This window comes from Clostridium sardiniense (assembly GCF_019753795.1).
Taxonomy (GTDB): domain Bacteria; phylum Bacillota; class Clostridia; order Clostridiales; family Clostridiaceae; genus Clostridium; species Clostridium sardiniense.
On the sequence record NZ_JAIKTU010000002.1, the window covers coordinates 108,277 to 132,567 of the forward strand.

Below are 24,291 nucleotides of genomic sequence, written 5' to 3' on the forward strand. Positions count from 1 at the left end.
AACCTTAAGCCTCTTTGCTCAATTCAAACTACGTCTTCGTAATTCATAGTTATTCTTTACAATATATTTAATTGTTTAAAAATTTTATTATTGTTTTTGTACCATCATGTCCAGAGTATAATTCTATATGCCCTCCTAATACCTCTGTGATATAACTATTTATTATACCCATTCCAAGGCCTCCTAAGTTAACAGTATTTAAATCAAATCCTACTCCGTCATCTAAGATAGTTATTGTAATATTGTTATCTTCTTTATCTAAAATTATTTTAATATTTCCAGTGTCTTTACCTTTAAATGCATGCTTATATGCATTTTGTATTATTTCATTTATGGCAAGTAATAGCGCCGTTGCCTTCTCTCCATAAATTTCAAAATCCTGTCCATATATTGAAATTTTAATTCTACTATCATATTCTATTGAATTTATATTATCTATAATTGAATTTATAGACTCTTTAATACTTACTTTATTATTTTTGCATCTTGATAATAAATCATGAGTTGTAGCAATTGTTAATATTCTACCTATGCTCTCATCTAGTGTTTCTTTTGATTCATCATAAATGCAATCTCTACTTTGTCTTCTAAGTAAAGCCACTGTTGTTTGAAGATTGTTTTTTATTCTATGATGGGCTTCTCTAACTTCAACTTCTTTAAGTTCCATTTCTTTTTCTTTTCTTTTTATATATGTAATATCTTTTATTACACTAAGAACTTGAAATTCTCCCTCATTATTTATAAATGTTCTTGTTATTTTAAAGTAATAATCAGCAAATTTAATTTCTTCTATCACTTTATTTTCTTTTTTAAGCTCTTTAATTAACTCATTATATTTAATTTTAGTCAATGATAAATTATCATAACTCATATTTTTTATATCTTGAAGATATCCTAATTTTTTATATATGTCACTAGCATTTTTATTGCTAATTATTAATTTGCCTGTATTATCAAATATTAAAACAGCATCATCTAAGCTATCTGTTATAATATCATTATTCTTCATTAAATCAACAAGTTCTTCATTTGAGTTCTTTATCCTAAACTCTTCTTTTACCTCTTCACTTATATCTTTTTCTGCAATTATTACACCTATAACTTTATTATCATTTACAATAGGCTGTATCTTTTGCTTTACAATTTTATTTTCTTGAGTTACTGCTGTTATATCTTTGCAAGGAACTCCAGTTTCTAAAGTTTTTAATACACCGGGCTCATTTTCTCTTAATGCTTCTTCACCCGTCATATCCTCTAAATACATGGATTTTACAGTACTTGGTTTTGCATGAAATACTACAATTGCTTTATTTTTATCCATTGATAAAACATCTATAAACACATCTCCATCATAAAAGTCTGCCATAACACCTATTGTTTTGGACACTTCTATAATTTTTTCTATATCATTTTGTTTTAGATATGTGTTTTTTATACATAAGTCATAAATTGTATCTCTAATCTTCATAGCCTAATATTATTACCTTAGCAATCTCTGCCATCGTAGTTCTTTTATCCATGCAAAGTTTTCTAATTCTTCTATAAGCCTCGTCTTCTGATATATTAAATTCCTTTATTAATATACCTTTTGCTCTTTCAATTATTTTTCTTTCATTTAATTTATTACTTACATTATCTAAATCTTTTTTTAACTTTTCAAACTCTGAAACTTTAGATAAACACATTTCAATATTTCTTATAAAAGATTTCTCTTCTATAGGTTTAACTAAATACCCAAATGCTCCTACACTTTTAGCTTTTTCTAAATACTCATCACCTTCATGGGCAGTTAATAGTATTACTCCTCCAGCTAAATTATCCTTAGTAATTATTTTACTTGTTCTTATTCCATCTAAATTTGGCATATCTATATCCATTATTACTAGATTTGGCTTGTACTTTTTACAAACTTCTATTGCATTAAATCCATCATTTGCTTCACCTACTACATTGTAGCCTTTAGCTTCTAGGATGCTTCTTATATCCATCCTTGTAATAGGCTCATCGTCGACTATTACTATGTTTTTTTCCATTTAACCATTCACCTCAAATTAAAACGCTTTTAAATAATTACTTAATTCTTCTACTCCTACATCATCTAAAGTATCAACTTTAAAAATCCTTGAAACTCCAGCTTGTTTTATCCTATCTTCTGCAATCTCTATTCTATTTTTAGAAACTTTATTTATCTTAGTTATAATTCCTATAACATCTTTACAAAACATACTTGCAAAACCAGGAGCAAAATACCCTTCGTCTTCTGTAGAATCATATACAAGTGCTATAATATCAGCATCTGCTGCTGTTACTATTAGTGCACTATATAAATTTCTATTTTCTAAATATTCCCCTGGAGTATCAATTGAATTATCATATATTTCTACTGATTGAGTCTTTTTATATTTAATTTCTAATTCATTTAATTTTTGACAAAGAGTAGTCTTTCCACTTCCTGTTTTTCCTATAAATATAACTCTACTCATATCTTAAGTCCTCGTTATTACAGTTGATGTAAATTGTAGTAAGTTTCCTAAAACATCTAAAACTTCACTTAACGCAGATTCAACTGAACTTACATCTCCAGTAAAAACTACTGATCCACTGAATCTATCAATAAATCCTAGTGTTACTCCTGAAGCTTTAGTTGCAACATCTGCTGCTATTATTGATGCTTCACTTGGTGTTATTGTTAAAATACCAATTGCATCTTTATTATCTAAGACTAATCCAAGCTTCTTAAAAATATCATCTGTTGGATTTGCTATTATATGAGCAAGAGTAACTTGCTTACCAGGAACATATTCCTGGACAACTCTTTGCTTTTCTTCATTCCCCATACTTATACCACCTTTTATCTTAGAAATTTAAATATATTTGAATAACTTTAAATTTCTATAAAACCTTTTCATCCATTGTTCAAAAAAAGCTCCTTAAAGATAAATCCTTCATTGGATAGAGTATCTTTTAAGAAGCCCCGTTGCTTTCAATTTAAACATCACACCTTTGTGATAATTAAATTATATTGCTTAAGTAAATAGTTGTCAATATTTTTTTATATTATTTAATTTTTTGCAAAATGTCTATTATTTCTATGTCGTTTGGTGTTCTTGGATTAGTAATTGTACAAGCATCTTTAATTGCAATTTCAGCTATTTCATTTTTCACTTTTAGAACTTCATCACTCTTAATTCCGCATTCTGAAAGGGTAGTTGGCATATTCATATTTTTTTGCATTTTCTTTATCTCATTTACTAAACTCTTAACATTTCCTCTTATATTAGAATTTGATAATCCTACAATTTTTGCTAAATTTGAATACTTATTTGCAGTAATAGAATAATTTGTAGAAGTATAGCCTGAAATATTAGCATTATATTCAATTACATGAGGTAATAAAATTGCATTTGTTCTTCCATGAGGAATATGGAATTTACCTCCAAGAACATGTGCTATACTATGATTTATTCCTAAAGATGCTGCGTTAAAAGCAAGTCCTGCAAGACATGATGCATTATGCATTTTTTCTCTAGCCTCCATATCATTTCCATCTTTATATGCTCTAATTAAATATTTAAATACTAAACTTACAGCCTTCTCTGCAAGTGCATCTGAAAAATCTGTTGCATTTTTTGATACATATGCTTCAATTGCATGAGTTAAAACATCCATTCCAGTATCTGCCGTTATAAAATCTGGAGCACTTTTAACTAGTTCTGGATCTAATATTGCTGAATTAGGTAATAGTTCATCTGAAACTAATGGGTATTTTATTCCCTTCTCCTTATCTGTTATAACAGCAAAAGATGTAACCTCTGAACCAGTACCACTAGTTGTCGGTATTGCAATAAACTCTATTTCTTTAATATTTACTATCTTTTTTGAAAAATCCATAATAGCCTTTGCCGCATCAATTGCAGAACCTCCACCTAAAGCTACAATAGTATCTGGGTTAAACTTTCCTATCTTTTCTATACCACTTACAACGAGCTCTATTGGGGGATCTGGTACTATATCACTAAATACTTCATACTCTCTTCCTATTAAATTATCAGTAATTTTATTAATTGTTCCAGACTTAACCATGAATGGATCTGTTACTACAAACACTTTCTTACCTTTTATATTTTGTAGATACTCTAAAGAACCCTCACCAAAATATATATTTGTTTTAATCCCAAAGTTTTTCATTTTACATCCTCCTATACTTTTCCATATAAAAAAACAAGGAGCTCCATAGATATCTATGGAGCTCCTTTGCTCTCTTATACACTTCATTGTGTATATAAAAAATATACTCTGTTGTGTAATCATTGTCAATCTATATGTTTACTTTTTATATTGTATTTATAGTAGATATTTTTTACTTACACAATTTCCAAGTAGTGACACTTTTAGTTTCTGTCACATAGACTTATGACAGAAATTGAATGTTTATGGATATTTTATGACAGATAAAATACAAGAATAAAATTATCATTATTTTAATAAATCAATTATTTTCTTAACAAAAACTTATGTAAATACTTGTTACATTGAAATATTTTATGTAAATGATATATGTAAACATGCACATTTGAAATTTTCTCAATTTCATTTATTAAAACTTTTGTGATATTCTTTATTTCGTGCTTGAGTGGTTTTGAGCACTATATATTTTTTAATACGGAGGTTAAGTGATGAAAAAGCTTGATTGTAAACAATTAATTAAGAAACTAGTATTTTTCTTTCTTGGTGTATGGATAATTCAAATAGGTGTAGCAATATTTATAGGAACTAATATAGGTTCTGACCCATTTACAGTATTTACTCAAGGATTAGCTAAGGTTGTAGGTATAACACCTGGAATAGGTAATATGATTATTACATTTACTTTCTTAGTTATCATATTAATTTTTGCAAGACACTACATAAATATAGGTACAGTTCTTGCTATGATATCTGCTGGTCCATTTATTGATCTAATGATTAGAGTTTTTAGAGACATGCACTTTGAAAACCTAAATATCGTATTTAAAATGTTATTACTAGTTCTTAGCTGCGTAATAATCGCTATAGGTTTTTCATTACTTAAAGCTACTGAGCTTGGAGTTGCTCCAAATGATGTAATACCATTTTTATTATCAGATAAATCAAAACTTCAATATCGTGTAGTTCGTATAGCTATGGATATAACATTCTTTGTTGTTGGATATTTGCTAGGAGGAGTAATTGGTATAGGTACTGTAATCGCAGCATTACTTCAAGGACCTTTAATACAATTCTTTATGCCTAGATTAGAAAAATTTGTACATAGAGTTATATATACTGACGATCAATTAGAAGCTATGGCTAATGAAATAGCAGAATAATTTAAGATAAGCTAAAGGGTGCTAATAAGCACCCTTTTTTATTTACCCAATTTTATCTAACAGCAAATTCTTTTTCTTCATCTCTTTCCTTACCGTTATTTTTTGCTTTTACTATAATTTTCCTTATCATATCAAACGGAATAATAGTTAACGCTATACCAACTACTAATAGCCATCCCTTTAAGCTTATTGGAGTACATTTAAAGAAATCTCCTCCAACATATGTTAATCCAATTTGAACTAACACTATTATTCCCATAACTTTTAAGAAACCTTTATTTTCATTAATATTTTCTAATATATTAACGCCTTCATTTCTAACATTAAATCCATTTGCTACAGCCATGAATACAAACATTGAGAAGAATCCTGTCATAAGCTCTGCTTCACTTCCAAAATAGCTTAAGAAGAATGGTGTTTTTAAGAATATAAAGCTAACTAAAGTAACCCAGAATCCTGCAAATAAAATTTGAGTCATCATTTTTTTAGAAACAATACTTTGACTTCTTGATTTTGGTCTTTCTTCCATATACTCCTTAAGAGGTGGTTCCGCACCTAAGGCTAAGGCTCCAAGTCCATCCATTACAAGGTTTATCCATAAAATATGAGTAATTCCTAAAGGTTGTTCTATTCCTAAAAATGGTGCAATGGCACAAACAGCTACAGCTGCTACGTTTATAGTTAATTGGAATTTTATAAACTTCAATATATTATTATATATAGTTCTACCATATAGTATCGCATTTTCTATCGATTTAAAATTATCATCTAGTATAACTATATCGCCGACTTCCTTTGCTACATCTGTACCAGATCCCATAGCAAATCCAACATCCGCCCTCTTAAGCGCTGGAGCATCATTTACTCCATCACCTGTCATTCCACAGACTAAATCTAATTCTTGTGCCAATTTTACCATTCTTGATTTGTCTGTTGGCAATGCTCTTGAAATAACCTTCAAACGTGGAAGTATTTCTTTAACTTCTTCATCTGTCATACTATTTAGTTCATCTGATGTTAAAGCTATATCATTACTACTATTTATTAAACCACTATCTTTAGCTATAGCTACAGCAGTCTCTTTTCTGTCTCCAGTAATCATAACTACTTGTATACCTGCGTTTTGAACTTCTTTTATAGCTATCTTTGCTTCTGGTCTTACATCATCTCTTATTCCTACAAATCCTACAATCACCAAATCGTTTGGAAGTTCATCAGACACTAATTCACTGTCGCTACATGCAAAGGCAAGTACTCTCATTGCCTTTTCTGCTAATTGATCTATCTTTTTCTCTATCTTATCTCTACTTAGTTCTTGTATTTCTCCATTTTTGTCAACATATCTATTAGCATTAGCCAATAATTTCTCTGGTGCTCCTTTATATACAGTTGTATGTTTTAATTGAGCTGCTGAATATTTATTTTTTGAATTAAATTGTTGAGTTCCTTCTACTACTATATTAGAATACTTATCCATTTCTTCTTTTGTTAAGAAGTTTAATAAGGCTTTATCTGTTGCATTACCACCAATAACTTGATTATCCGCATCAAACATTGCTGTAGTATTCTTACCTATACATAGAGAGACTAGTTCTTTAATTGTTTTACTTTTGTTATAACTATTCTCTAAGTTACCATCAAAAAACTCTACAACTTCAAGCTTTCCTTTTGTTATTGTACCTGTCTTATCACTAAATAATATATTTAGTGATCCTGCTGTTTCAATTCCAACTGGTTTTCTAACTAATACATTTCTTTGAAGCATTTTTGCAGTATTTCTCATAAGAACTATAGCAATCATAAGAGGTAACCCCTCTGGAACTGCCATTACTATTATTACAACAGCAAGCATTATAGTTTCAAGAAAATCTTTAAGTACAAATGCAAATCCAGTATCTAAATATGCATTAATACCTCCACTTATAAGTACCTTATGAAATATTAATGCTAAAGCAATAACAACAGCTCCAATATATCCAAATTTAGATATTTTATCAGCCAAATCTGTTAATTTAACCTTTAATGGACTCTCAACATCCTCTTCAGCCATATCTTCAGCCATTGATCCCATAACAGTACTCATTCCAACCTTTTTAACTTCCATTACTCCATAACCGTTAAATACAACAGCACCTCTAAATAAAGATGATTTATCTACAAAAATATCTCCTGTAACTGCAACCTCTCCATCATATATATAATCTTTAGATACAGCAATCTTTTCACACTCTTCTGCCTCTCCATTTAAAGCTGAATTATCAATTCTTAAATCACCGCTTATTAAAATACCATCAGCTGGTATTTTATCACCAAACTCAAGAATTACTAAATCAGAAACTACTACATCATCAACTGGTATTTCTATAGCCTTACCGTCTCTATAGACTTTACAGATATCTTTTTCAGCACTACTTTTAAGTTTCCTATACTCATTATCAGATGCCATTTCTGTTTTAGCTGATATAAATGTTACTAAAAATACAGATATAACAATACCAACAAGCTCTCCCCATTCTGCATATCCCATAAAAGCCATAACTGCAAGTATTGCTGCAATTGCTAGTAACAATTTAATCATGGGATCTCCAAAGGCCTCTTTAAATTTATGAAAAAACGTCTCAGGTTCAGCTTCTACTATTATATTGCGACCATATTTATCCCTGCTTTTTTCTACCTCTTTTTTATTTAACCCACTATACAATTCTCTATACTCCTATCTTTTAATATTATATAAAATACTATGTCAATCTTTTCAGATTAACATAGTATTTCAACCCAAACCCATGTAATTATTATAATGTTATTGATATAATGCTAAAACTCCATTTAAGTCTGCTATTTTACCTTCTCCTATAGCTTTAAATTGCCATTCTCCAGCATCCCTATGAAGTTCTGCAAATATTATTGAAGTTGCTGTAGATCCATTTTCTTTTAAATTAAATCTACAGATTTCTCTCTCCCCATTATTCACATCCAATAGTCTAACATATGAATTATTAATCATTCCAAATGTTTGTCTTTTTTCTCTAGCCTTATCTATAGTAACTACAAATACAATTTTTTGTATTTCTGAACTTACGGCGCCTAAATCAATAGAGATTCTTTCATCATCTCCATCCCCAGCTCCAGTTCTATTATCTCCTCCTAATTGAATTCCTTGTCCTACTTTATTGTTGAAGAATATCACATTGGACACAGTATTAAACTTATTATTAGCATCAAGCATAAATGCAGCTATATCTAAATCAAAATCTGTTCCTCCACTTGCTATGTCCCATCCTGCTCCAAGTATTACTTTTTCAAGACCTGGATTTCTTTTTGTTAAATCTAAAACTGTATTCTTCTCTAAATTTAAAATATTTGCTGCTTGATTATTACTATTATTTAAAGGTGAATTACCACCTAAGTTACCTAAATTTATTCCCATCTATTTCACTCCTTAGTAAATTATCTATATTCTCTTTCTAAATCTTCTATTGTTATTTGTAATAGGTTTCCTAATGCTTTAAAGTTCCAATCTGATCCGTCTCTATATAACTCTGCAAATAATATTCCTGTATTATCTCCACCGTTTTCCATTAGGTTAAATCTACAAATTTCTTTTTCTCTATTATCTGCATCTAGTAATCTAACATATGAGTTTTGTACCATTCCAAAATTTTGTCTTCTTCTTTTTGCACCATATATAACTACTGAAAAAATAACCTTTGTACACTCTTGTGGAAGATTTGATAATGTAACTATTATTCTCTCATCATCACCATCACCTTCTCCAGTTAAGTTATCTCCTGTTAAATATATCCCTTGTGATTTCTTTGACCCAAAATATACTAATCCTTTTTTCTTGATTAGCTTACCATTTCCATCTAATAGTAGAGCTACTAAATCTAAATCGATATCTGCTCCTCTTCTACTAACATCCCAGCCAGCACCAACTATCACATTATTAAGAGATGGATTTCTTTTTGTTAAATCAAGAATATCATTTTTTTGAAGATTTAATATACCTTGTCCCATATTTTGAGTATTTACATTTTGAGTATTTGTATTTTCGATAGACTTATTTTCTAATTCATTTAATTTTTTCTTAAAAAGTCCAAACATATCTCACATTCTCCAATCTTATATTACATATATAAATTTAATATACCATTTAAGTCTGCTATTTTACCTTCTCCTATAGCTTTAAAATTCCATTCTCCATTATTTCTATAAAGTTCTGCAAATATTACTGAAGTTGCAGTTGAACTATTTTCTTTTAGATTAAATCTACAGATTTCTCTTTCACCATTTTTTGCATCTAATAATCTTACAAAAGAATTCTCAACCATTCCAAAAGTTTGTCTCTTGCTCATAGCTTCAAATATACTTACTACGAAAACTATTTTTTGAACTGCTGGACTTATTTGTGATAAATCAATCTGAATTCTTTCATCATCACCATCTCCAGCTCCTGTTCTATTATCTCCTTCTAAAAGGATACCTTGTCCTTGCATGTTATTAAAGAAAATAACATTTTGTTGTACATCAGTTACTTTTCCATTTGCGTTTAATAAAAATGCTGATATATCCAAATCAAAACTATTACCGGTTTCTGCTACGTCCCATCCAGCACCTAGTATTACTTGCTCAAGTCCTGGTTCCTTTTTAGTTAAATTTAAAACGTCATTTTTCTTTAAATTTAATGCTCCTACTGAATTTTGATTATTTGTCATTCCTGGATTAAAATTTCCACCTAAGTTTATAGCCATAATATCCCTCCCAAATTAGATATATAATATAAAATTTATTATTAACTACTAGTTTTATCATACATAATAACTATATTTAATAACTAATTTCATTTTAACATATAGTATCTTCATGTCAATATATTGCAATTTATAACATTTTTTATATATTAATAAATAAATATACATTATTGTAATAATTATTCGGAAATTAGACTAGTAATGTTAAAATTATATAGTGATTCTATCTACTTATAAAACAAATCCTATATCTTATAATTTAAGATATAGGATTTGTTTTGTTTTCTTACTGCTTTTAATCTGTTGATAATTTTTGATTTAAATTACTTATTTATACAGTATTTGTAACTTTTTCTATTTTAAGAACTCCTCCAAAATAAATTTTTATTCTCTATTTTCTATTATCTTAGCTACCAATTTGCACAAATCAGCTTAAACTTTTTCAGCTGTTTATACAACTCTTTCGTGTGAATGTTTTTGTATTCCTACCGCCATGTTTGTAATACATACTATTATAAGTACATCTATCCCTAAATAATTAGTTGATGTCAATTGGAGAAATGTATCAATATTTTTTGAAGTTATAAAGCATACTATGTTAATAAACCTTGCAGCAGACTTATATAAGTAAATCAATTTAAAATATAATATCAATAATTATAGATACAAAAAAGAGTAAGGTATCTCTTATATAACTTACCTTACTCTTAAAGCTTATATATTCTATAATTTAGATTCCTTTTATATGAATTATAGTTTTATAGTCTTTTTCATATCTTGCTTAATACTTTCAAGTTTTACAACATTTTGGCCTCTTTGTTGCTTATTTGCTTCTTGAATCGCTCTTGTTTCTTCAATACCTTTCATAATAGTATTGTAAGACTTTTCAAGAGTTTCTATACTGATTGAGCTTGTAGATGCCATCCTTGCAATATTAGCTGACTGAGTAGCTGTATTTGCAGCATTTCTTTGTATAAGCTCATTTGTTTTATCATCTAATTGTTTAATTGACTTAGCTTGTATTTCTTGTCTTTTTAATATTATAGCTTGAGCTAAACATTGCTTAAATATAGGTAATGTTATGATAAATGATGAATTTATTTTTCTCATTAAGTTAAAGTTTGACATTTGAATATTTTGAATCATAGGTACAGCCTGTATTGCAACATTTTCAGCTATTCTTAAATCATACACACGTTGATCTAACATTTCCTTTGCTGTCTCAAGCTTTTGTACCATCATTTGTTTTTCTTCTTGATTTATTTGATTATTATATTCATATTGATTTATATATAAATTAATTTCTTCTATTGCCATTTCACCAGCAACTATATACTTTTCTAGTAATTGATAAAACTCTATGTTTCCGTCATATAATCTTTTAAGCTTATTATTAGACTCTCTTATTTCAGATTCATATCTCTTTAACAACACATATACTTTTTCAACTTCCAATCCCATAGTGTCATATTTTTGGAAAAGTTTAGCTACACTTGTCTGAGCTGCTTTAAATATCTTTCCAATAAAAGATGGTTCCTTTATATCTTCAAGTTCTTTCACATCAAACTTGTCCATTATCTTTGTTAAATGAACTAGCATCTCACTAACTTCTTCTGATTTAACTTCTTTCATAGAACTTAAAAGCTCATCTGAAATTTTTGATATATTCGAACTAGCTTGTTGGCCAAATTGAATTATTGAATTAGGATTAGCTATTTCAACTTCACTTGTCAAGGCTTGTACTTCTGACAATTGTCTTAATCTACTCTTATACGCTTCTGCATTTTCCATAATATTAGCTTCTTGAGTTGTTTGCTGATGGCCATACCCATTCATCATACCTTGATTGTCCATCATATTTTGATTACCCATCATGTTTTGATTACCCATCATGTTTTGATTGCCCATCATATTTTGGTTACCCATCATATTTTGGTTACCCATCATGTTTTGATTATTCATCATATTTTGATTATTCATCATGTTTTGATTATTCATCATGTTTTGGTTATCCATCATATTTTGATTATTCATCATGTTTTGCTTATCCATCATATTTTGATTATTCATCATGTTTTGGTTATCCATCATATTTTGATTACCCATCATATCTTGGTTATTTATCATATCTTCATTGCCCATCATATTCATATCATTATCATTCATTCTTCTCAATTCTCCTTAAATATTTATTTAAACAATCTAGAAAAAATACTGTTATTTACAGGTTCAAGCTTTTTATATTTTGATTTGTAATTCATTTCTTCTAATCTAATTATATTTACTCTATCTTTTCTTATAATTTTACATATATTATATAGTCCTGATGGATTGAAGATTACTATATCGATTCCTACAATATGTAAATATGCAAGTAATCTTGTTATATCATCATTAATTTCATCTTCTCCATTTAAGTATATAACTATCTTTGGAATATTTGATGTAAAATCAAAGTTATCAATTAATCTAACAATATTTTTATTTAAAGAAATTACTAAAACCAATAATTTCAAAATTGTATTTTTATCTAGTGGTTCTACAAACAATGTTTTATCTAATAGTACCTCATTAAATTTATTTAAAAGTAGATCCTGAACTTCTATACTATATTTAGAAAATTTATATATTGGAAGCTTCTTTATCTCTTCAATATCAAATGTTCCATCACTTAATTGACAGAACATTAGTTGAAACATATCATCTGTAACTTCTACATCTTCTGATATATCTCCATTATTAAAAAATAAGGTGTTTGTAGAATCTGTACAGTGCTTTACTAATTTATAATATTTATCTTTATCTAAATATTCCCCATCAAACTTTTGGAAAAAACATGGAACTTTAACCGTTTCAGTTGATGTCTTAAATCCTTCTCTTAATTTTGCTGGTTCATTCCAATATATAAATATATCTTCATCTATTCCATTTAATAATACACTTTTTGTATATTTCCCTCTAAATTGCCAAGGGACATACATTCCTGTATTAGTAAACAATTCTTCTCTTACATCTCTTTGAAGCTTTTTAGTTAAAGTCTCATTATTTTCTATTACTCTTCCCATTGAAGTTCTTTCACTAAAACTTTTAACATCTAGTATGTTCATTTTCTTAATTTCTGTGCTAAGCTTATCTGTATCAATTCCTTCAAAATATTCTTCTTTTAACGGATTAATATAGATTACATCAAAATTCATTAAATATAAAATCATTAAAAAATATACTTCGTGTCTTTCTATATTCCCATAAAAAATACACTTTGGATTTATGTCATCATTAAAATTAATTTCTCTTAAATAGGAATATGCCCAAACAATCAACTTTGTAATGAAATTATTTCTTACATTATCACTAAAGAAATTTTCATTTTTAACTGAAAGTGGAATAACATAGTCCATAGCTCTTAAAAATATATTATTAACCTGACTATCATTAAATATAATAATATCCTCATTGGCCATGTTATATATATTCATAGAAGATAACTCATTATATATATACTCAATAAGTTCCATCTCTCCATTTAAAGGAATTCCATTATCAAAAATTAATTTTCTATCAGAAATTTCATCACACTTCACTTCAATAGTTTTTAACAAATTATCATAGTTTTCAGTATCCTCTACCCCTATAAATCTATAAAAATATGGTCTGAATTCACCATTATTTCTTCTATCATATTTGCTTCTAAACATAGAGTGAATTATAGTCTGTAAATTTATAGTCATTATGATCACTCCTCCCATGCACAATTATATTTTATAACAGTATATCCAATAATATCAATATTTTATTCCTTAATTTACATATGACTTTCTAATATATCTAAAATATCTTCTGTAGAATATATACCATCTTTCTCTGTAATTATGGCATCATCATGTTTAAATATACTATGCTTTGGGAGAATACATATGCCTCTCCTTGTGAATTCAATATCAACCTCACTATCTCCAGCTGTAAATACATTATTTATATCAAACTTTTCTATAACATAATCAACAGCATGTATCTTATCTATTTTCTCATGTATTATAAAAATCTTAACTCCTATTTGCATTACTTTATAAGGTGATTTAAAGTATTTAATCAAAATACTCGCACCTTCTTTAGCATCAATAACAGTTTCACATTTTACCGTAATATAAAAATCTTCTATATTTCTAATTTCTGTATTTTTTATGTTTAAACTTCTGATAAGTTCTATACTATCTTCTACCTCTTCTTTTTTAACTAAACTTTTCATTTTTAAGTCCCACTCATAGTCTAGTACTCCATTCCTATATATCTGTGCTCCATTTGTACATATAATAAGTTTAGGATTATATTCTTTTATAAAATTGATTCTTAAGGTCTGATCTATATTTCTCATAGTGCAAGGTATAAATTCAATAATATTTTCTTTTAGCATATTTTGAAGTTTATTGTAACTTTTTTCTGTCATATAGGTTATTTCTCTATCCCCTATATGTTCAACACATTTAAAGCCTTTATTCTTTGAATGTACTATAGTTCTATCTAAGTCTGTTATAAAATTTATTTTTCCCATATCTTTGCATTCCCCTTTTAATTTATTATTTTATAATAGCAATACATTCATAATGGGTTTTATCATATTTTAAAACTTTAACATCCTTTTCTTTTGAAAGCTGAATTATATGCTTTACATCTTTCTCTTCTATGTCCTTTATTAATATACACCTAACCTGTCTTCTTAAAAGAGCTCTAGATGCTTCTCCGATACTAAGCTTTATCTTATTTATATCCGATACATCAAACTCTTCTCTTACATCTTGTACAATTTTTTCTGCTGTTTTCTCTCTTTTATATTTTGCCATATCATAATCTTCTATTTTAAAGCATTCTTCAATTTTCTTTATAAATTCATTTGAGAAATCATACTCTTCTAAATAATCCAGATATTTAGCTCCATGAAAATCATCCTCATTAATATATTTATCATTATGAATAGTTCTACTTATAAGTCCACTCACAGTAGAATTTAAGCAACAATTTGGAATCGCTATATCTTCTCTAGTTCCACATACTGTACATAGCATAGCAGGGTCAGCTATAGCAGCTAGTCCACTTGAAACATTTTCTCCAAACTCTCTATTAAATAACTTTATCGATTTATCTAACTCCTTAGTTATTGATCCCTTTCCAGTCCATCCATCAACAAATTGTATTAATCCACCTTTATGCTCTTTTAATATAAATTTCAAAGCATTAAAATCTATTCCCTTACCTCTAATTATAGATATACTATAGTGTGGTATATCTATATTGTATTTAAATTTAATGTACTTTTTAATAAGTATTCCAAAAGGTGTTCCTGCTCTTGCAAGAGATACTATTACTAACTTCTCACCCTTTTCTTTAAATATAGTATCTGAAATTATTTCTACATATTTTGCTATTTCTTCTTTTTTATCTTCTAGAAGACTTAAAAATATCTCTATCATTTCTTTGCTTGGTATACTTTCCTTCGAAATAAATTCTGAATAATTTATTCCACTATTTATAAGCTTCTCTTTCTCTTCAACTGTAATCTCATTTATCTCTTTAGATAAATCTTTTAAAAGAAATACTACATCTTCCTTATAGCTACTCTTAACTAATTTCATAGCTGCCTCCCAATCTATATTTTATATATAAGTATATTTGATGTTAATTTCATATTTAAATCATTTTCTGTAATAAGAATAACCTTATCATATCTCTTTTCAATGTCTTCTTTATTGTACATATAATACTTAATACCAGAATCATAAAATACATGTGTAGTCTTTATTGGGTATTCATCTATATTCTCACAAAATATAGGACTTCTTGTAGTAGATTTAAAATAAGTATCATTTTTTAAATATGATGCAATCTTACTAGGTATATAAATATTTTCTCCATGTCCTAGAATTAATATTTTATCACTATCTTCTATATCATCTTCAATCATCTTAGCTATGCTTTCACATTTTTTATCTAAAAGCATAATATCTTTTTGATTTACTCCAAACCTTCCACTATCTTTATAGTAATCCACATTTTCAGCCTCACTTTTAATCTGAATTCTATCCAATACATTAAGGTTATTTACTGATGTTTTTTCCTCTATTTCATTATCTATGTAATTGTAAAATACACTATTGTCATTTATACTTATATTTCCACTTATAAGCGATAATACTTCTATATCTATTCCTTTTTCAAGAGCTAAAGAATTCATTAATTCTTTATTTATTGAACTTCTCCAATCTAATATACTAAGTATTGTGTATTTCTTTATTGAAGTTACATTAGATAATTCTCTTATAATATTGATCATTGATTTCCCAGTTGTTATCTCATCATCAACTAATATCATTCTATCTTTATTAATTACATCTTCTTTTGATATTGGAAAACACTTATGCATAGTTGCATGAGAATGCTCTTCTTCAAAATTAACAAGAGACTTAATTCCTGTTATATTCTCTCTAGTTGTTGTTAAATAATAAGAATCTTCTATTGATGAAGCAACTGCCATACCAAGGCCTGTTGCAGTTTCTGCAAATCCTAGTACACAGACTTTCTCACCTCTAGTATTAAAAGTGAATTTATCAATTACATCTTTAATATGCTCATCAATATAATTAGTAGATTTTATATATGCTAATATATCTTTTAAATCTTCTAATTCTTCACTAGATGGCTTGTACGTAAGAGAGGCAAGAAGAATTCCTATTGCCTTGCATACGTCTGCTTTTACTTCAATATGTTTTCCAAGTACCTTGCTAATAAACAGAAAATTTCTAAGCTTATTATTTATTCTTTTACCCATAATTATTAGATCATCTAAATTAATGTCATAAACATTTTTATCTATATTTATATCTATACTCATAATACTCCTATACCATCTCTTTCTTTAATAAATCATAATTACATATACCTTCATTTAATACTCCAAAAGCTTCTGACCTAAGAATTACTTTTCTTGCCCAATTTAAATGAGGTAAAACTTCATTCATTTTATTATTATTTTCCCCTTTAAAAACTCCACCCACTTCAGAATTTTCTATTATGTTTGTTGCATCAATATATTCTTCATAAGTTACAACATACATTGAGTTTACATATTTCACTTGTGCTGGATGTATAACTGTTTTTCCTAAGAATCCATTTACTTTATCAAGTTCAATTTCTTTTAGTAAGCCTTGTACCTCTTTTGAATTTATATCTTTTGAAAAATACTCAAATACTGGAGCTGAAATAATATAATTATCAGTGTTTCTTGTAAAAAAGTTTAAAATATCAGTTAAACAATCAGAAACTACCATTAAATCATATATCGATGTACTTACAGTTCTTCTTAAAGAAAATTTAGAAGAAAAATCTGTTCCTCCAACTCTTATATTTAATATTAAATTCTTATATGGCTCCAATAATGACCTAATTTTATCTAATTCTAAATACCTAAATTCCTTATATATAACCTTTTCATCTTCAATTATAGGCATTCCATATAATACTGTTTCATATTTATCATTTAATTTTTTTAAATGGAAAAGATATTCCTCTCCATTGTTTGAGTTAAACTTTGGAAATATAAATCCTGCCAAAATATTAGTATGATCTTTTGTTAGGCTACTTGAAAATTTATTGAATTGATCTATACCTCTTACTCTTAAAAATATTAAAGGTAAATCTTCATCATTTAAATCTCCTTCTTTCAAAAGCTTGCATATATCACCGAATAACTTTAATACATTCTCTTCTGCAAAATTAACTTCACTTTCCTTAGTTGCATCCTCAAAACAAAGAGTTATACATCCTATATTTTTAAATTCTTTATTCTTTATTTTTTCCAAAATATTTTTTGTAGCGCTCATATACATATTCGCCCCTAAACAATACTTTAAAACTTCTTTATCTATATATTTATTAAAATTTCCTGGTTCTTTGTAGAATATGCCCTTTAAAACCTCATTAAAATACTTCACTTAATCCAGCCTTCTTTCATATAAATGATAAAATACAAAGTCGATCTATAGAATAAATTATATAGACCGACTCTCTTTATTTACATATACTTCTTAATTTAATGTCCCTTTACTCATCTCTGTCTAGTATAGATTTTATCTTTTCATTTTTTTCATCATATGATATTATTTTGATTTCATATTGTTTCTCTATATTTTTTATTTCATCAAAATATATAACTTTATTTTCATGAACTTTCAATTTTTTAAGGTATTCATCTTTATTTATTATATCCATAGCAAGAGCTTTATCTAATTTTTCCTTCTCGCTCTCAAACTGTTCTTTTACTTTTTTCTTTTCTTGAAGGATTAGTTTATCATTTAATTCTTTTGATGCTTCTACTACTTTAGCCTTAAGCTCTTCTCTTTTAGCTATTTTTGAATCCAAAGTATTTAAAACATCGTCAACATTAAATGTCCCAATTTCATTATTTAAATTTTTATGTTCTACAAATCTTTCCCCAATCTCTGCATAAACTGATTTTATCTCTAGATTTAAACACTTTATTTCTTTTTCCATAATATTTATCTTATCTTGCTCTCTAGTAGTAACTGCAATAGTATTAGCTAAGTCTGATACATTTTTCCCTATAGATTCAGTCATATTTTTAATATTTTTAAATAACATCTCTCATACCTCCAATTATATAAAGTCTAAATACCCACTTTATTTAGTATCAATTTTACCATAATATATACACTAAGTATATATTATCCTTTTATGATTATTATTAACTTAAACAAGTAAAGCAAAAAAAGTGAGATTATAATATTCAAAAATTTATCATAATCTCACTTTTTAACTTTATTTTCTATTTATTATGTAATATTAAATTAAAGTAACTATAATACCTTGAATTAAGCCTATAATTCCCCCTAAGAAAAAACCTAATATTTCTATATGCTTTAACTCTTTTTTAGCAACACTTATTATAATTCTTTCAAGTTCTAAAAGATCTAATTCATTTACCTTCTCTTCTACTATTTTTTCTATGTCTATTCTTTCCTTAACCTTTATAAGCATCTTTTCTTCTAATTCTTCTAAAGCACCATCTACTTCTTCATTTATAATTTTATCTACTGGACCTTGTACCATCATTCTAAAAGGCGCAGGTATAAAATCCATTTTTTCATTTACTAAATTTCTTATTTTATCTTTTATATAGTTATTTAAGTCTTCTTTATCATTCTCATTTATAGATGAATTAATTATATCATCTACTGATAATAATTCATTTGAAACAACTTCTCCAATATTCTTTGCTATTTCTTTTTTTCTTTTTGGTATAAGTCCTATTATTTCTATATTTAGTATTGGTATTTTTATTGGATTTATTGGTCTAAACATTAGCTTTATAGCTAAAACATTTGTAATCCATCCTATAATTCCCCCAACTAAAGCTAGTACAATTATTAAAACTACTGTATTCATTTGTAATTCCTCCTAATAAAATTTCACATTATATAGATTACAATAATCTTAAAAATTAGTCTACTAACAATTTAATTAATATAAATATTTAAAAAGTTATAAAACTCTATCACTTTTTCATCAATATTAAATTTAAATCATATATTTAATTAACTTTTTACTATATTTGTCTTTAAATGAAATATTTTAATTATTTATGTTATAATATAGCTATATCATATCGAAGGAGGCGTATGTAAATGGTGGAATTTAGCGTTCAAGTGCTATAGCAGTTCACTAAACAGTTTACTAAATATCGATATAAATATTAAAACTCTTAAGCTGCTTATACCTTGATAAAATCACTTATTATTTATAAAAGAAAAGAGGAATTTATTATGAAAGAAAAAGCATTTAAGATAAGTAAAAGAACGTCAAATGAAAAAACAAACAAATTAAGAAGAGATGGATATGTACCATGTATTGTTTATGGAGAATCTTTAACTGATACTATTCCAGTAAAAATTCCATTTACTACTCTTTTAAGATTGTTCAAAGAAAATACTAGAGGCTCAATTATTCCTTTAGATATTGATGGAGAAATTAAAAATTGTGTAGTAAAAGACATACAAAAAAGTAATCTTGGAGAAGTTATTCATGTTGACTTCCAGTCTGTAGAACATAATGAAATTGTTAAAATGAAAATTCCAGTTAATTTCTTAGGTGAGGAAAGTCTAGAAAGTAAAAATTTAATATTTGAAATATGTACTCCAGACTTAGAATTCCATGGAAATGTAGAAAAAATACCAGAGCTAATTGAATATGATATTTCTGGTTTAAATTTTGAAGATAAAGTATTTGCTAAAGATATTTGTATCCCATCAGGTGTAGAATTAGTAACTGATCCAGATACAATTTTAGCTGTTGTAAATGCTTAATATATTGAAGGAGCATGCACATAGGGTATAATTCGCCTTATGTACATGCTCCTTACTTTATCTTTTTAAGTCTAATTATTATATATTATTAGTAAATTTTCTACATCAACTTTATTTTTCTCTACTTTATTCATAATTTCAAATCTACTTAATATCTTTTCATTTTTTATTTTATTAAAAAATTCATGAAACTCTTCATTTCCTCTATTTATTATTAATAAATTCTTTCTACATCTTGTAATTGCAGTATATATAAGTTCTGTATTTTTATCCTCTCTATCTATTATAAGAACTAGATTATCTATTTCCCAGCCTTTAAAACTTTCAGTTGTACACATTTTAATTTCTTCCCCTTGTGTAAAGAAATTAAATCGTCTACTCTCTCTTAAAAGTTCTAGTTTTTCCTTACTATTTCTAAGGGATGAAACATAAATAAACTCTTCTTTAGTTTCAAACATTCTCTCTACCTTTATGAAATATTTTTTTCTTGCATAATACTCCATTTCTCTAAGTTCATCTATAGAGTCTCCAATAATACAGGTATCATTATAATTTATTTTCTTGCTATCAAAAAATTTCTTACTAATATCAAATACATTTAAATAATCTAATTTAATATTATACATATATCTTACTTCATCTTCATTTATTGCAAGTCCTATTTGTTCCTCAATCTCAATATTATCTAATTCATATTTATTTAAAAAGAATTCTTTTTGAAACTCCCTAAGTAAATTTGCTATATTAGTTGATACCCTATATGATTTTGTAAGTTCATTCCATCTTCCCTTTATATTTGTTATAACTCTTTTTTTATCATCTAAAGCTCTATTATATATATTCTGTTTTTCATCTCCAAATATCACATATTCTCCATCTTCTTTTAAAAATACATCTTTTAATAAGTCTAGCCACTCCCTTTTAAAGTCTTGAACTCCATCTATAAATATTGCATCATACTTATCTTCCTTTGATATAACTTCGTTAAATAATCTATAAGTCTCATCATTTATAATATTTTCTAAATTTCTCTTTATTTCTATTCCACATTCATAAGCTTTTTGTTTAATAAACATATTAAAGTGTACTATATCAAAAACATTCCAGTAAAAATTTTCTCTTACTTCTCCAATTTTATCTTTAATATAATTTCTTAATGTCATATTATAACTTAATATAAGTATTCTACATTTTCCTTTTTTTCTTATTACTGCTCCAACTGCCCTATTTGCAAGTAATACTGTTTTTCCACTACCAGCTATACCTTTTATTTTTATATTTGCTCCTTTTTTGCTTCTCATTAAATTTCTTTTCTTTTTTTCTAATATGCTAAATTTACCCTCTTCTCCTCCATGATACTTAACTCTAAATCTATCAAAACACTGTTCATATAACTTATCATCAAATAATTTATTTTCTATAAGACTACTTTTTATATCCTCTACAATATTAGAGTCTACTCCCCATATCTTAATAGACCTCATCTCTTTTGTATTATTGCTAAATTTAAGTTTTATTTCTTCTTCTGTTGAGTTGTGAAAGTACACAGCCGTTTTACCAAATTACTATAATTAGCATCAATTAAGGATTTCTTAGTTAGTTCTTCTATATGATAGTTATACAAATTTTCCTTGTAGCCCATAACCTTTTCAAAAGGTGTTATAAGAGGAATCTCACTTTTATCTTTTGATATTATAACTCCATATGCTCCTGCATACCCACCATTTACATATACATATTCATCAAGATTGAATTCTTTAACTTCTATTATAATAATTCCTGATCCTTTTTTTAATATAACAACTGATGGTCTATCTCCATTTATATTAGGTTTAAAAAATATATAAAAACTTTCATCTAAATTATCTCTTAAATATTCTGCTAAGCCCATTTCTCCATCCTTAGGAATTAATGCAATTTCATCTATATTTTTTTGATATAAAATTGACATATAAAATTTCCCCCATACCATATCTTACAAATAATTATATTATTATATAACTTCTACTCTTTACTCCAATTTCCTTCTTTATTTAGAAAATTTTGTAAATAATTATATAAAAAAACACCTTAAGAAGAAGTATTCAAAAGAACTCTTCTTCTTAAGGCAATATATATCCTATGATAATCGATCTAAATCAGCTTCATTTTCCTTTATTATTTCTATAAAAACTTTTGCTATTTCTGGATCGAATTGAATTCCACTAAATGCTGTTATCTCTTCAATTCCTTGCAAATAAGTTTTTCTCTTATTATAAGGTCTATTAGAAGTCATAGCATCAAAACAGTCTACCACAGTTAATATTCTTGCAAGATAAGGTATTTCTTCCCCTTTCAAACCACAAGGATATCCTGTTCCATTATATTTTTCATGATGATGAAGAATAATTGGAGCAACATTTCTAAGAGACTTAACTGGCTTTATTATTTCAACCCCACTTTGTGGATGCTCTTTCAACATACTCCACTCTTCATTTGTTAGTGTCATTTTTTTTATTAAAATATCTTTTGAAATGTTTATTTTACCTATATCATGCATGTAAGCTCCATATACTAATGTTCTCATATCCTCTTCATTAAGACCAAGCCTTTCCCCAAGAAGCCTACTATAAAATACTACTCTTTCTGAATGGCCATAAGTATATCTATCTTTAGCATTAATTACACTTATTAATGCCTTTATTGATGTAACTAATTCTCCTTCACTCTCATCTATATCATCTTTTAATTCATCTAAGACTGAAGTATAACTTTCAACTCTATTTTTATTAAAGAATTTTGCTCTATATAAGGCATCATCTGCACTTTTTACTAATTCCACATCACTCTTCACTTTATCTGGAAATACCGAAATACCTATTGATACAGTTAAATTTCCATTAGGCTGATTTTCTTGACCCTCAAAATATGTGCTCTCTATATTGCTACGTATATGTTCTGCTATATCTGTAGCTTCATTTTCATCTGTGTTAGGTAAAATTATGGAGAATTCTTCTCCACCATATCTAGCAACAATATCACTCTCTCTTGTTGCTTCCTTTAGCATATCTCCAATCTTCCTAAGCACTTTGTCTCCTTCTTGGTGACCATATAAATCATTATATTGTTTAAAATAATCTATATCTATAAATATCATAGAGACTTTACTATTTTCATTTTTTGCTTTATCTATTTCGTTGGTTAAAGTTTCATGAAAATATCTATGATTGTAAACTCCAGTTAAACCATCTTCATTAGCTAAACTTTTAAGATTATCAATGTGCTCTCTTTCTATCTTAACATAAAAACCAAGTGGCCATGCTGTAAGCATAAATATCGCAGACAATACTAGATCATTCTCAAAATATACATTAACATTACTACCAGGCATGCATAATAAATCCATAGCTAATATAATAATTGATGAAATTATTGAAACTACAATCCCATGCTTCATACCTGATTGAATAGTAGTTGTTGTAATTATAAATAAGAATATAATTTTATATTCACTAGTGTTTGCACCGGAAATTACTATTGCTAAAGTAAATATTAAAATAAATATAACAGTCTCAAATATTTGAATAACATTTAGACGTCTATTAATCATCTTATAAGATGTAGAAAATGACCATAATATATATATAAATAGTAGTAAAAATGTTAAAAACCCAGCTCCAATAACACTATATTCTGTATATATAGTTTCTCTAAATTTGTTTTCTTTAAAAAAGCATTGGAGAAGTATCATTCCCGTAAATAATAAAGATGCTAATTTAACTATTGCTACTATATCATTTATTTGTTTGTATTTATTACTTTCTATATCACTCATTTTGTTTA

Annotated in this window: 22 protein-coding genes; 2 read left to right on the forward strand and 20 right to left on the reverse strand. The window is 27.2% G+C overall.

The features are described 5' to 3' along the window. Positions 1-67: 67 nt before the first annotated feature. From K5V21_RS02355 to K5V21_RS02375, 5 genes are all read right to left on the reverse strand, one after another. On the reverse strand, positions 68-1,468 hold the full coding sequence (locus K5V21_RS02355; RefSeq protein WP_221858821.1) for a sensor histidine kinase: 1,401 nt from the start codon (positions 1,466-1,468) through the stop codon (positions 68-70). Further along, positions 1,458-2,033: an ANTAR domain-containing response regulator gene (locus K5V21_RS02360; protein ID WP_204595413.1), complete on the reverse strand. Its 576-nt coding sequence runs from the start codon at positions 2,031-2,033 to the stop codon at positions 1,458-1,460. The genes K5V21_RS02355 and K5V21_RS02360 overlap by 11 nt, the downstream gene beginning before the upstream one ends. An 18-nt stretch (positions 2,034-2,051) precedes the next feature. Continuing rightward, positions 2,052-2,483 (reverse strand): EutP/PduV family microcompartment system protein, encoded by a 432-nt coding sequence (locus K5V21_RS02365; RefSeq protein ID WP_204595412.1) that lies wholly within the window; start codon positions 2,481-2,483, stop codon positions 2,052-2,054. Between the two features lie 3 nt (positions 2,484-2,486). Beyond that, positions 2,487-2,837 carry a BMC domain-containing protein gene (locus K5V21_RS02370; protein ID WP_204595411.1) on the reverse strand — a complete coding sequence of 117 codons (351 nt, stop codon included), beginning with the start codon at positions 2,835-2,837 and terminating at the stop codon, positions 2,487-2,489. Positions 2,838-3,057: 220 nt separating this feature from the next. Next, positions 3,058-4,188 (reverse strand): 1-propanol dehydrogenase PduQ, encoded by a 1,131-nt coding sequence (locus tag K5V21_RS02375; RefSeq protein ID WP_221858823.1) that lies wholly within the window; start codon positions 4,186-4,188, stop codon positions 3,058-3,060. A gap of 488 nt (positions 4,189-4,676) precedes the next feature. Here K5V21_RS02375 and K5V21_RS02380 point away from each other — a divergent pair, with 488 nt between their 5' ends. Continuing rightward, positions 4,677-5,348 carry a YczE/YyaS/YitT family protein gene (locus tag K5V21_RS02380; RefSeq protein WP_221858826.1) on the forward strand — a complete coding sequence of 224 codons (672 nt, stop codon included), beginning with the start codon at positions 4,677-4,679 and terminating at the stop codon, positions 5,346-5,348. Positions 5,349-5,400: 52 nt separating this feature from the next. Here K5V21_RS02380 and K5V21_RS02385 read toward each other — a convergent pair whose 3' ends face one another. From K5V21_RS02385 to K5V21_RS02440, 12 genes are all read right to left on the reverse strand, one after another. After that, entirely contained in the window at positions 5,401-8,049 is a 2,649-nt protein-coding gene (locus tag K5V21_RS02385; RefSeq protein WP_221858828.1) for a calcium-translocating P-type ATPase, PMCA-type, read from the reverse strand. Positions 8,050-8,148: 99 nt separating this feature from the next. Beyond that, entirely contained in the window at positions 8,149-8,775 is a 627-nt protein-coding gene (locus K5V21_RS02390) for a TerD family protein (RefSeq protein WP_221858829.1), read from the reverse strand. A 20-nt stretch (positions 8,776-8,795) separates the two neighbouring features. Further along, on the reverse strand, positions 8,796-9,452 hold the full coding sequence (locus K5V21_RS02395) for a TerD family protein (RefSeq protein ID WP_245000614.1): 657 nt from the start codon (positions 9,450-9,452) through the stop codon (positions 8,796-8,798). Positions 9,453-9,475: 23 nt separating this feature from the next. Next, on the reverse strand, positions 9,476-10,099 hold the full coding sequence (locus tag K5V21_RS02400; protein WP_204595406.1) for a TerD family protein: 624 nt from the start codon (positions 10,097-10,099) through the stop codon (positions 9,476-9,478). A gap of 750 nt (positions 10,100-10,849) precedes the next feature. Beyond that, complete coding sequence (locus K5V21_RS02405) at positions 10,850-12,265, reverse strand: toxic anion resistance protein (RefSeq protein WP_221858831.1); 1,416 nt, start codon at positions 12,263-12,265, stop codon at positions 10,850-10,852. Positions 12,266-12,288: 23 nt separating this feature from the next. Then, positions 12,289-13,827 (reverse strand): YceG family protein, encoded by a 1,539-nt coding sequence (locus tag K5V21_RS02410; RefSeq protein WP_221858833.1) that lies wholly within the window; start codon positions 13,825-13,827, stop codon positions 12,289-12,291. 74 nt (positions 13,828-13,901) lie between these two features. Next, positions 13,902-14,648: an HAD family hydrolase gene (locus tag K5V21_RS02415; protein WP_221858835.1), complete on the reverse strand. Its 747-nt coding sequence runs from the start codon at positions 14,646-14,648 to the stop codon at positions 13,902-13,904. Positions 14,649-14,673: 25 nt separating this feature from the next. After that, positions 14,674-15,726 carry a cysteine protease StiP domain-containing protein gene (locus tag K5V21_RS02420; RefSeq protein ID WP_221858837.1) on the reverse strand — a complete coding sequence of 351 codons (1,053 nt, stop codon included), beginning with the start codon at positions 15,724-15,726 and terminating at the stop codon, positions 14,674-14,676. Positions 15,727-15,740: 14 nt separating this feature from the next. Then, entirely contained in the window at positions 15,741-16,982 is a 1,242-nt protein-coding gene (locus K5V21_RS02425) for a phosphoribosyltransferase domain-containing protein (protein ID WP_245000615.1), read from the reverse strand. Positions 16,983-16,989: 7 nt separating this feature from the next. Beyond that, positions 16,990-18,081, reverse strand: a complete 1,092-nt coding sequence (locus tag K5V21_RS02430; protein ID WP_221858839.1) for an HpcH/HpaI aldolase/citrate lyase family protein — start codon at positions 18,079-18,081, stop codon at positions 16,990-16,992. Between the two features lie 109 nt (positions 18,082-18,190). Then, positions 18,191-18,748, reverse strand: coding sequence for a hypothetical protein (locus K5V21_RS02435; protein ID WP_221858841.1), 558 nt, complete (start codon positions 18,746-18,748; stop codon positions 18,191-18,193). A gap of 201 nt (positions 18,749-18,949) precedes the next feature. Further along, entirely contained in the window at positions 18,950-19,552 is a 603-nt protein-coding gene (locus tag K5V21_RS02440; RefSeq protein WP_221858843.1) for a DUF445 domain-containing protein, read from the reverse strand. 377 nt (positions 19,553-19,929) lie between these two features. Between K5V21_RS02440 and K5V21_RS02445 the strand changes: the two genes are divergently transcribed. Then, positions 19,930-20,469 (forward strand): 50S ribosomal protein L25, encoded by a 540-nt coding sequence (locus tag K5V21_RS02445; protein WP_221858844.1) that lies wholly within the window; start codon positions 19,930-19,932, stop codon positions 20,467-20,469. 71 nt (positions 20,470-20,540) lie between these two features. Here the strand turns inward: K5V21_RS02445 and K5V21_RS02450 are convergent, their stop codons facing one another. From K5V21_RS02450 to K5V21_RS02460, 3 genes are all read right to left on the reverse strand, one after another. Further along, complete coding sequence (locus K5V21_RS02450; RefSeq protein WP_221858845.1) at positions 20,541-22,016, reverse strand: DNA/RNA helicase domain-containing protein; 1,476 nt, start codon at positions 22,014-22,016, stop codon at positions 20,541-20,543. Further along, the gene (locus K5V21_RS02455) at positions 21,983-22,420 is read right to left on the reverse strand and encodes an NERD domain-containing protein (protein WP_221858846.1); all 438 of its coding nucleotides are present in this window, start codon (positions 22,418-22,420) and stop codon (positions 21,983-21,985) included. The genes K5V21_RS02450 and K5V21_RS02455 overlap by 34 nt, the downstream gene beginning before the upstream one ends. A 168-nt stretch (positions 22,421-22,588) precedes the next feature. After that, positions 22,589-24,283 carry a bifunctional diguanylate cyclase/phosphohydrolase gene (locus tag K5V21_RS02460; protein ID WP_221858847.1) on the reverse strand — a complete coding sequence of 565 codons (1,695 nt, stop codon included), beginning with the start codon at positions 24,281-24,283 and terminating at the stop codon, positions 22,589-22,591. Positions 24,284-24,291: the final 8 nt, after the last annotated feature.

Bases quoted from the DNA above. Each gene is read 5' to 3' on its own strand.
- K5V21_RS02415 (WP_221858835.1), bottom strand. From the start codon at position 14,648: ATGGGAAAAATAAATTTTATAACAGACTTAGATAGAACTATAGTACAT.
- K5V21_RS02455 (WP_221858846.1), bottom strand. From the start codon at position 22,420: ATGTCAATTTTATATCAAAAAAATATAGATGAAATTGCATTAATTCCT.
- K5V21_RS02445 (WP_221858844.1), top strand. From the start codon at position 19,930: ATGAAAGAAAAAGCATTTAAGATAAGTAAAAGAACGTCAAATGAAAAA.
- K5V21_RS02460 (WP_221858847.1), bottom strand. From the start codon at position 24,283: ATGAGTGATATAGAAAGTAATAAATACAAACAAATAAATGATATAGTA.
- K5V21_RS02380 (WP_221858826.1), top strand. From the start codon at position 4,677: ATGAAAAAGCTTGATTGTAAACAATTAATTAAGAAACTAGTATTTTTC.
- K5V21_RS02395 (WP_245000614.1), bottom strand. From the start codon at position 9,452: ATGTTTGGACTTTTTAAGAAAAAATTAAATGAATTAGAAAATAAGTCT.
- K5V21_RS02440 (WP_221858843.1), bottom strand. From the start codon at position 19,552: ATGAATACAGTAGTTTTAATAATTGTACTAGCTTTAGTTGGGGGAATT.
- K5V21_RS02355 (WP_221858821.1), bottom strand. From the start codon at position 1,468: ATGAAGATTAGAGATACAATTTATGACTTATGTATAAAAAACACATAT.
- K5V21_RS02390 (WP_221858829.1), bottom strand. From the start codon at position 8,775: ATGGGAATAAATTTAGGTAACTTAGGTGGTAATTCACCTTTAAATAAT.
- K5V21_RS02420 (WP_221858837.1), bottom strand. From the start codon at position 15,726: ATGAAATTAGTTAAGAGTAGCTATAAGGAAGATGTAGTATTTCTTTTA.
- K5V21_RS02365 (WP_204595412.1), bottom strand. From the start codon at position 2,483: ATGAGTAGAGTTATATTTATAGGAAAAACAGGAAGTGGAAAGACTACT.
- K5V21_RS02405 (WP_221858831.1), bottom strand. From the start codon at position 12,265: ATGAATGATAATGATATGAATATGATGGGCAATGAAGATATGATAAAT.
- K5V21_RS02375 (WP_221858823.1), bottom strand. From the start codon at position 4,188: ATGAAAAACTTTGGGATTAAAACAAATATATATTTTGGTGAGGGTTCT.
- K5V21_RS02370 (WP_204595411.1), bottom strand. From the start codon at position 2,837: ATGGGGAATGAAGAAAAGCAAAGAGTTGTCCAGGAATATGTTCCTGGT.
- K5V21_RS02435 (WP_221858841.1), bottom strand. From the start codon at position 18,748: ATGTTATTTAAAAATATTAAAAATATGACTGAATCTATAGGGAAAAAT.
- K5V21_RS02425 (WP_245000615.1), bottom strand. From the start codon at position 16,982: ATGAGTATAGATATAAATATAGATAAAAATGTTTATGACATTAATTTA.
- K5V21_RS02400 (WP_204595406.1), bottom strand. From the start codon at position 10,099: ATGGCTATAAACTTAGGTGGAAATTTTAATCCAGGAATGACAAATAAT.
- K5V21_RS02360 (WP_204595413.1), bottom strand. From the start codon at position 2,033: ATGGAAAAAAACATAGTAATAGTCGACGATGAGCCTATTACAAGGATG.
- K5V21_RS02410 (WP_221858833.1), bottom strand. From the start codon at position 13,827: ATGACTATAAATTTACAGACTATAATTCACTCTATGTTTAGAAGCAAA.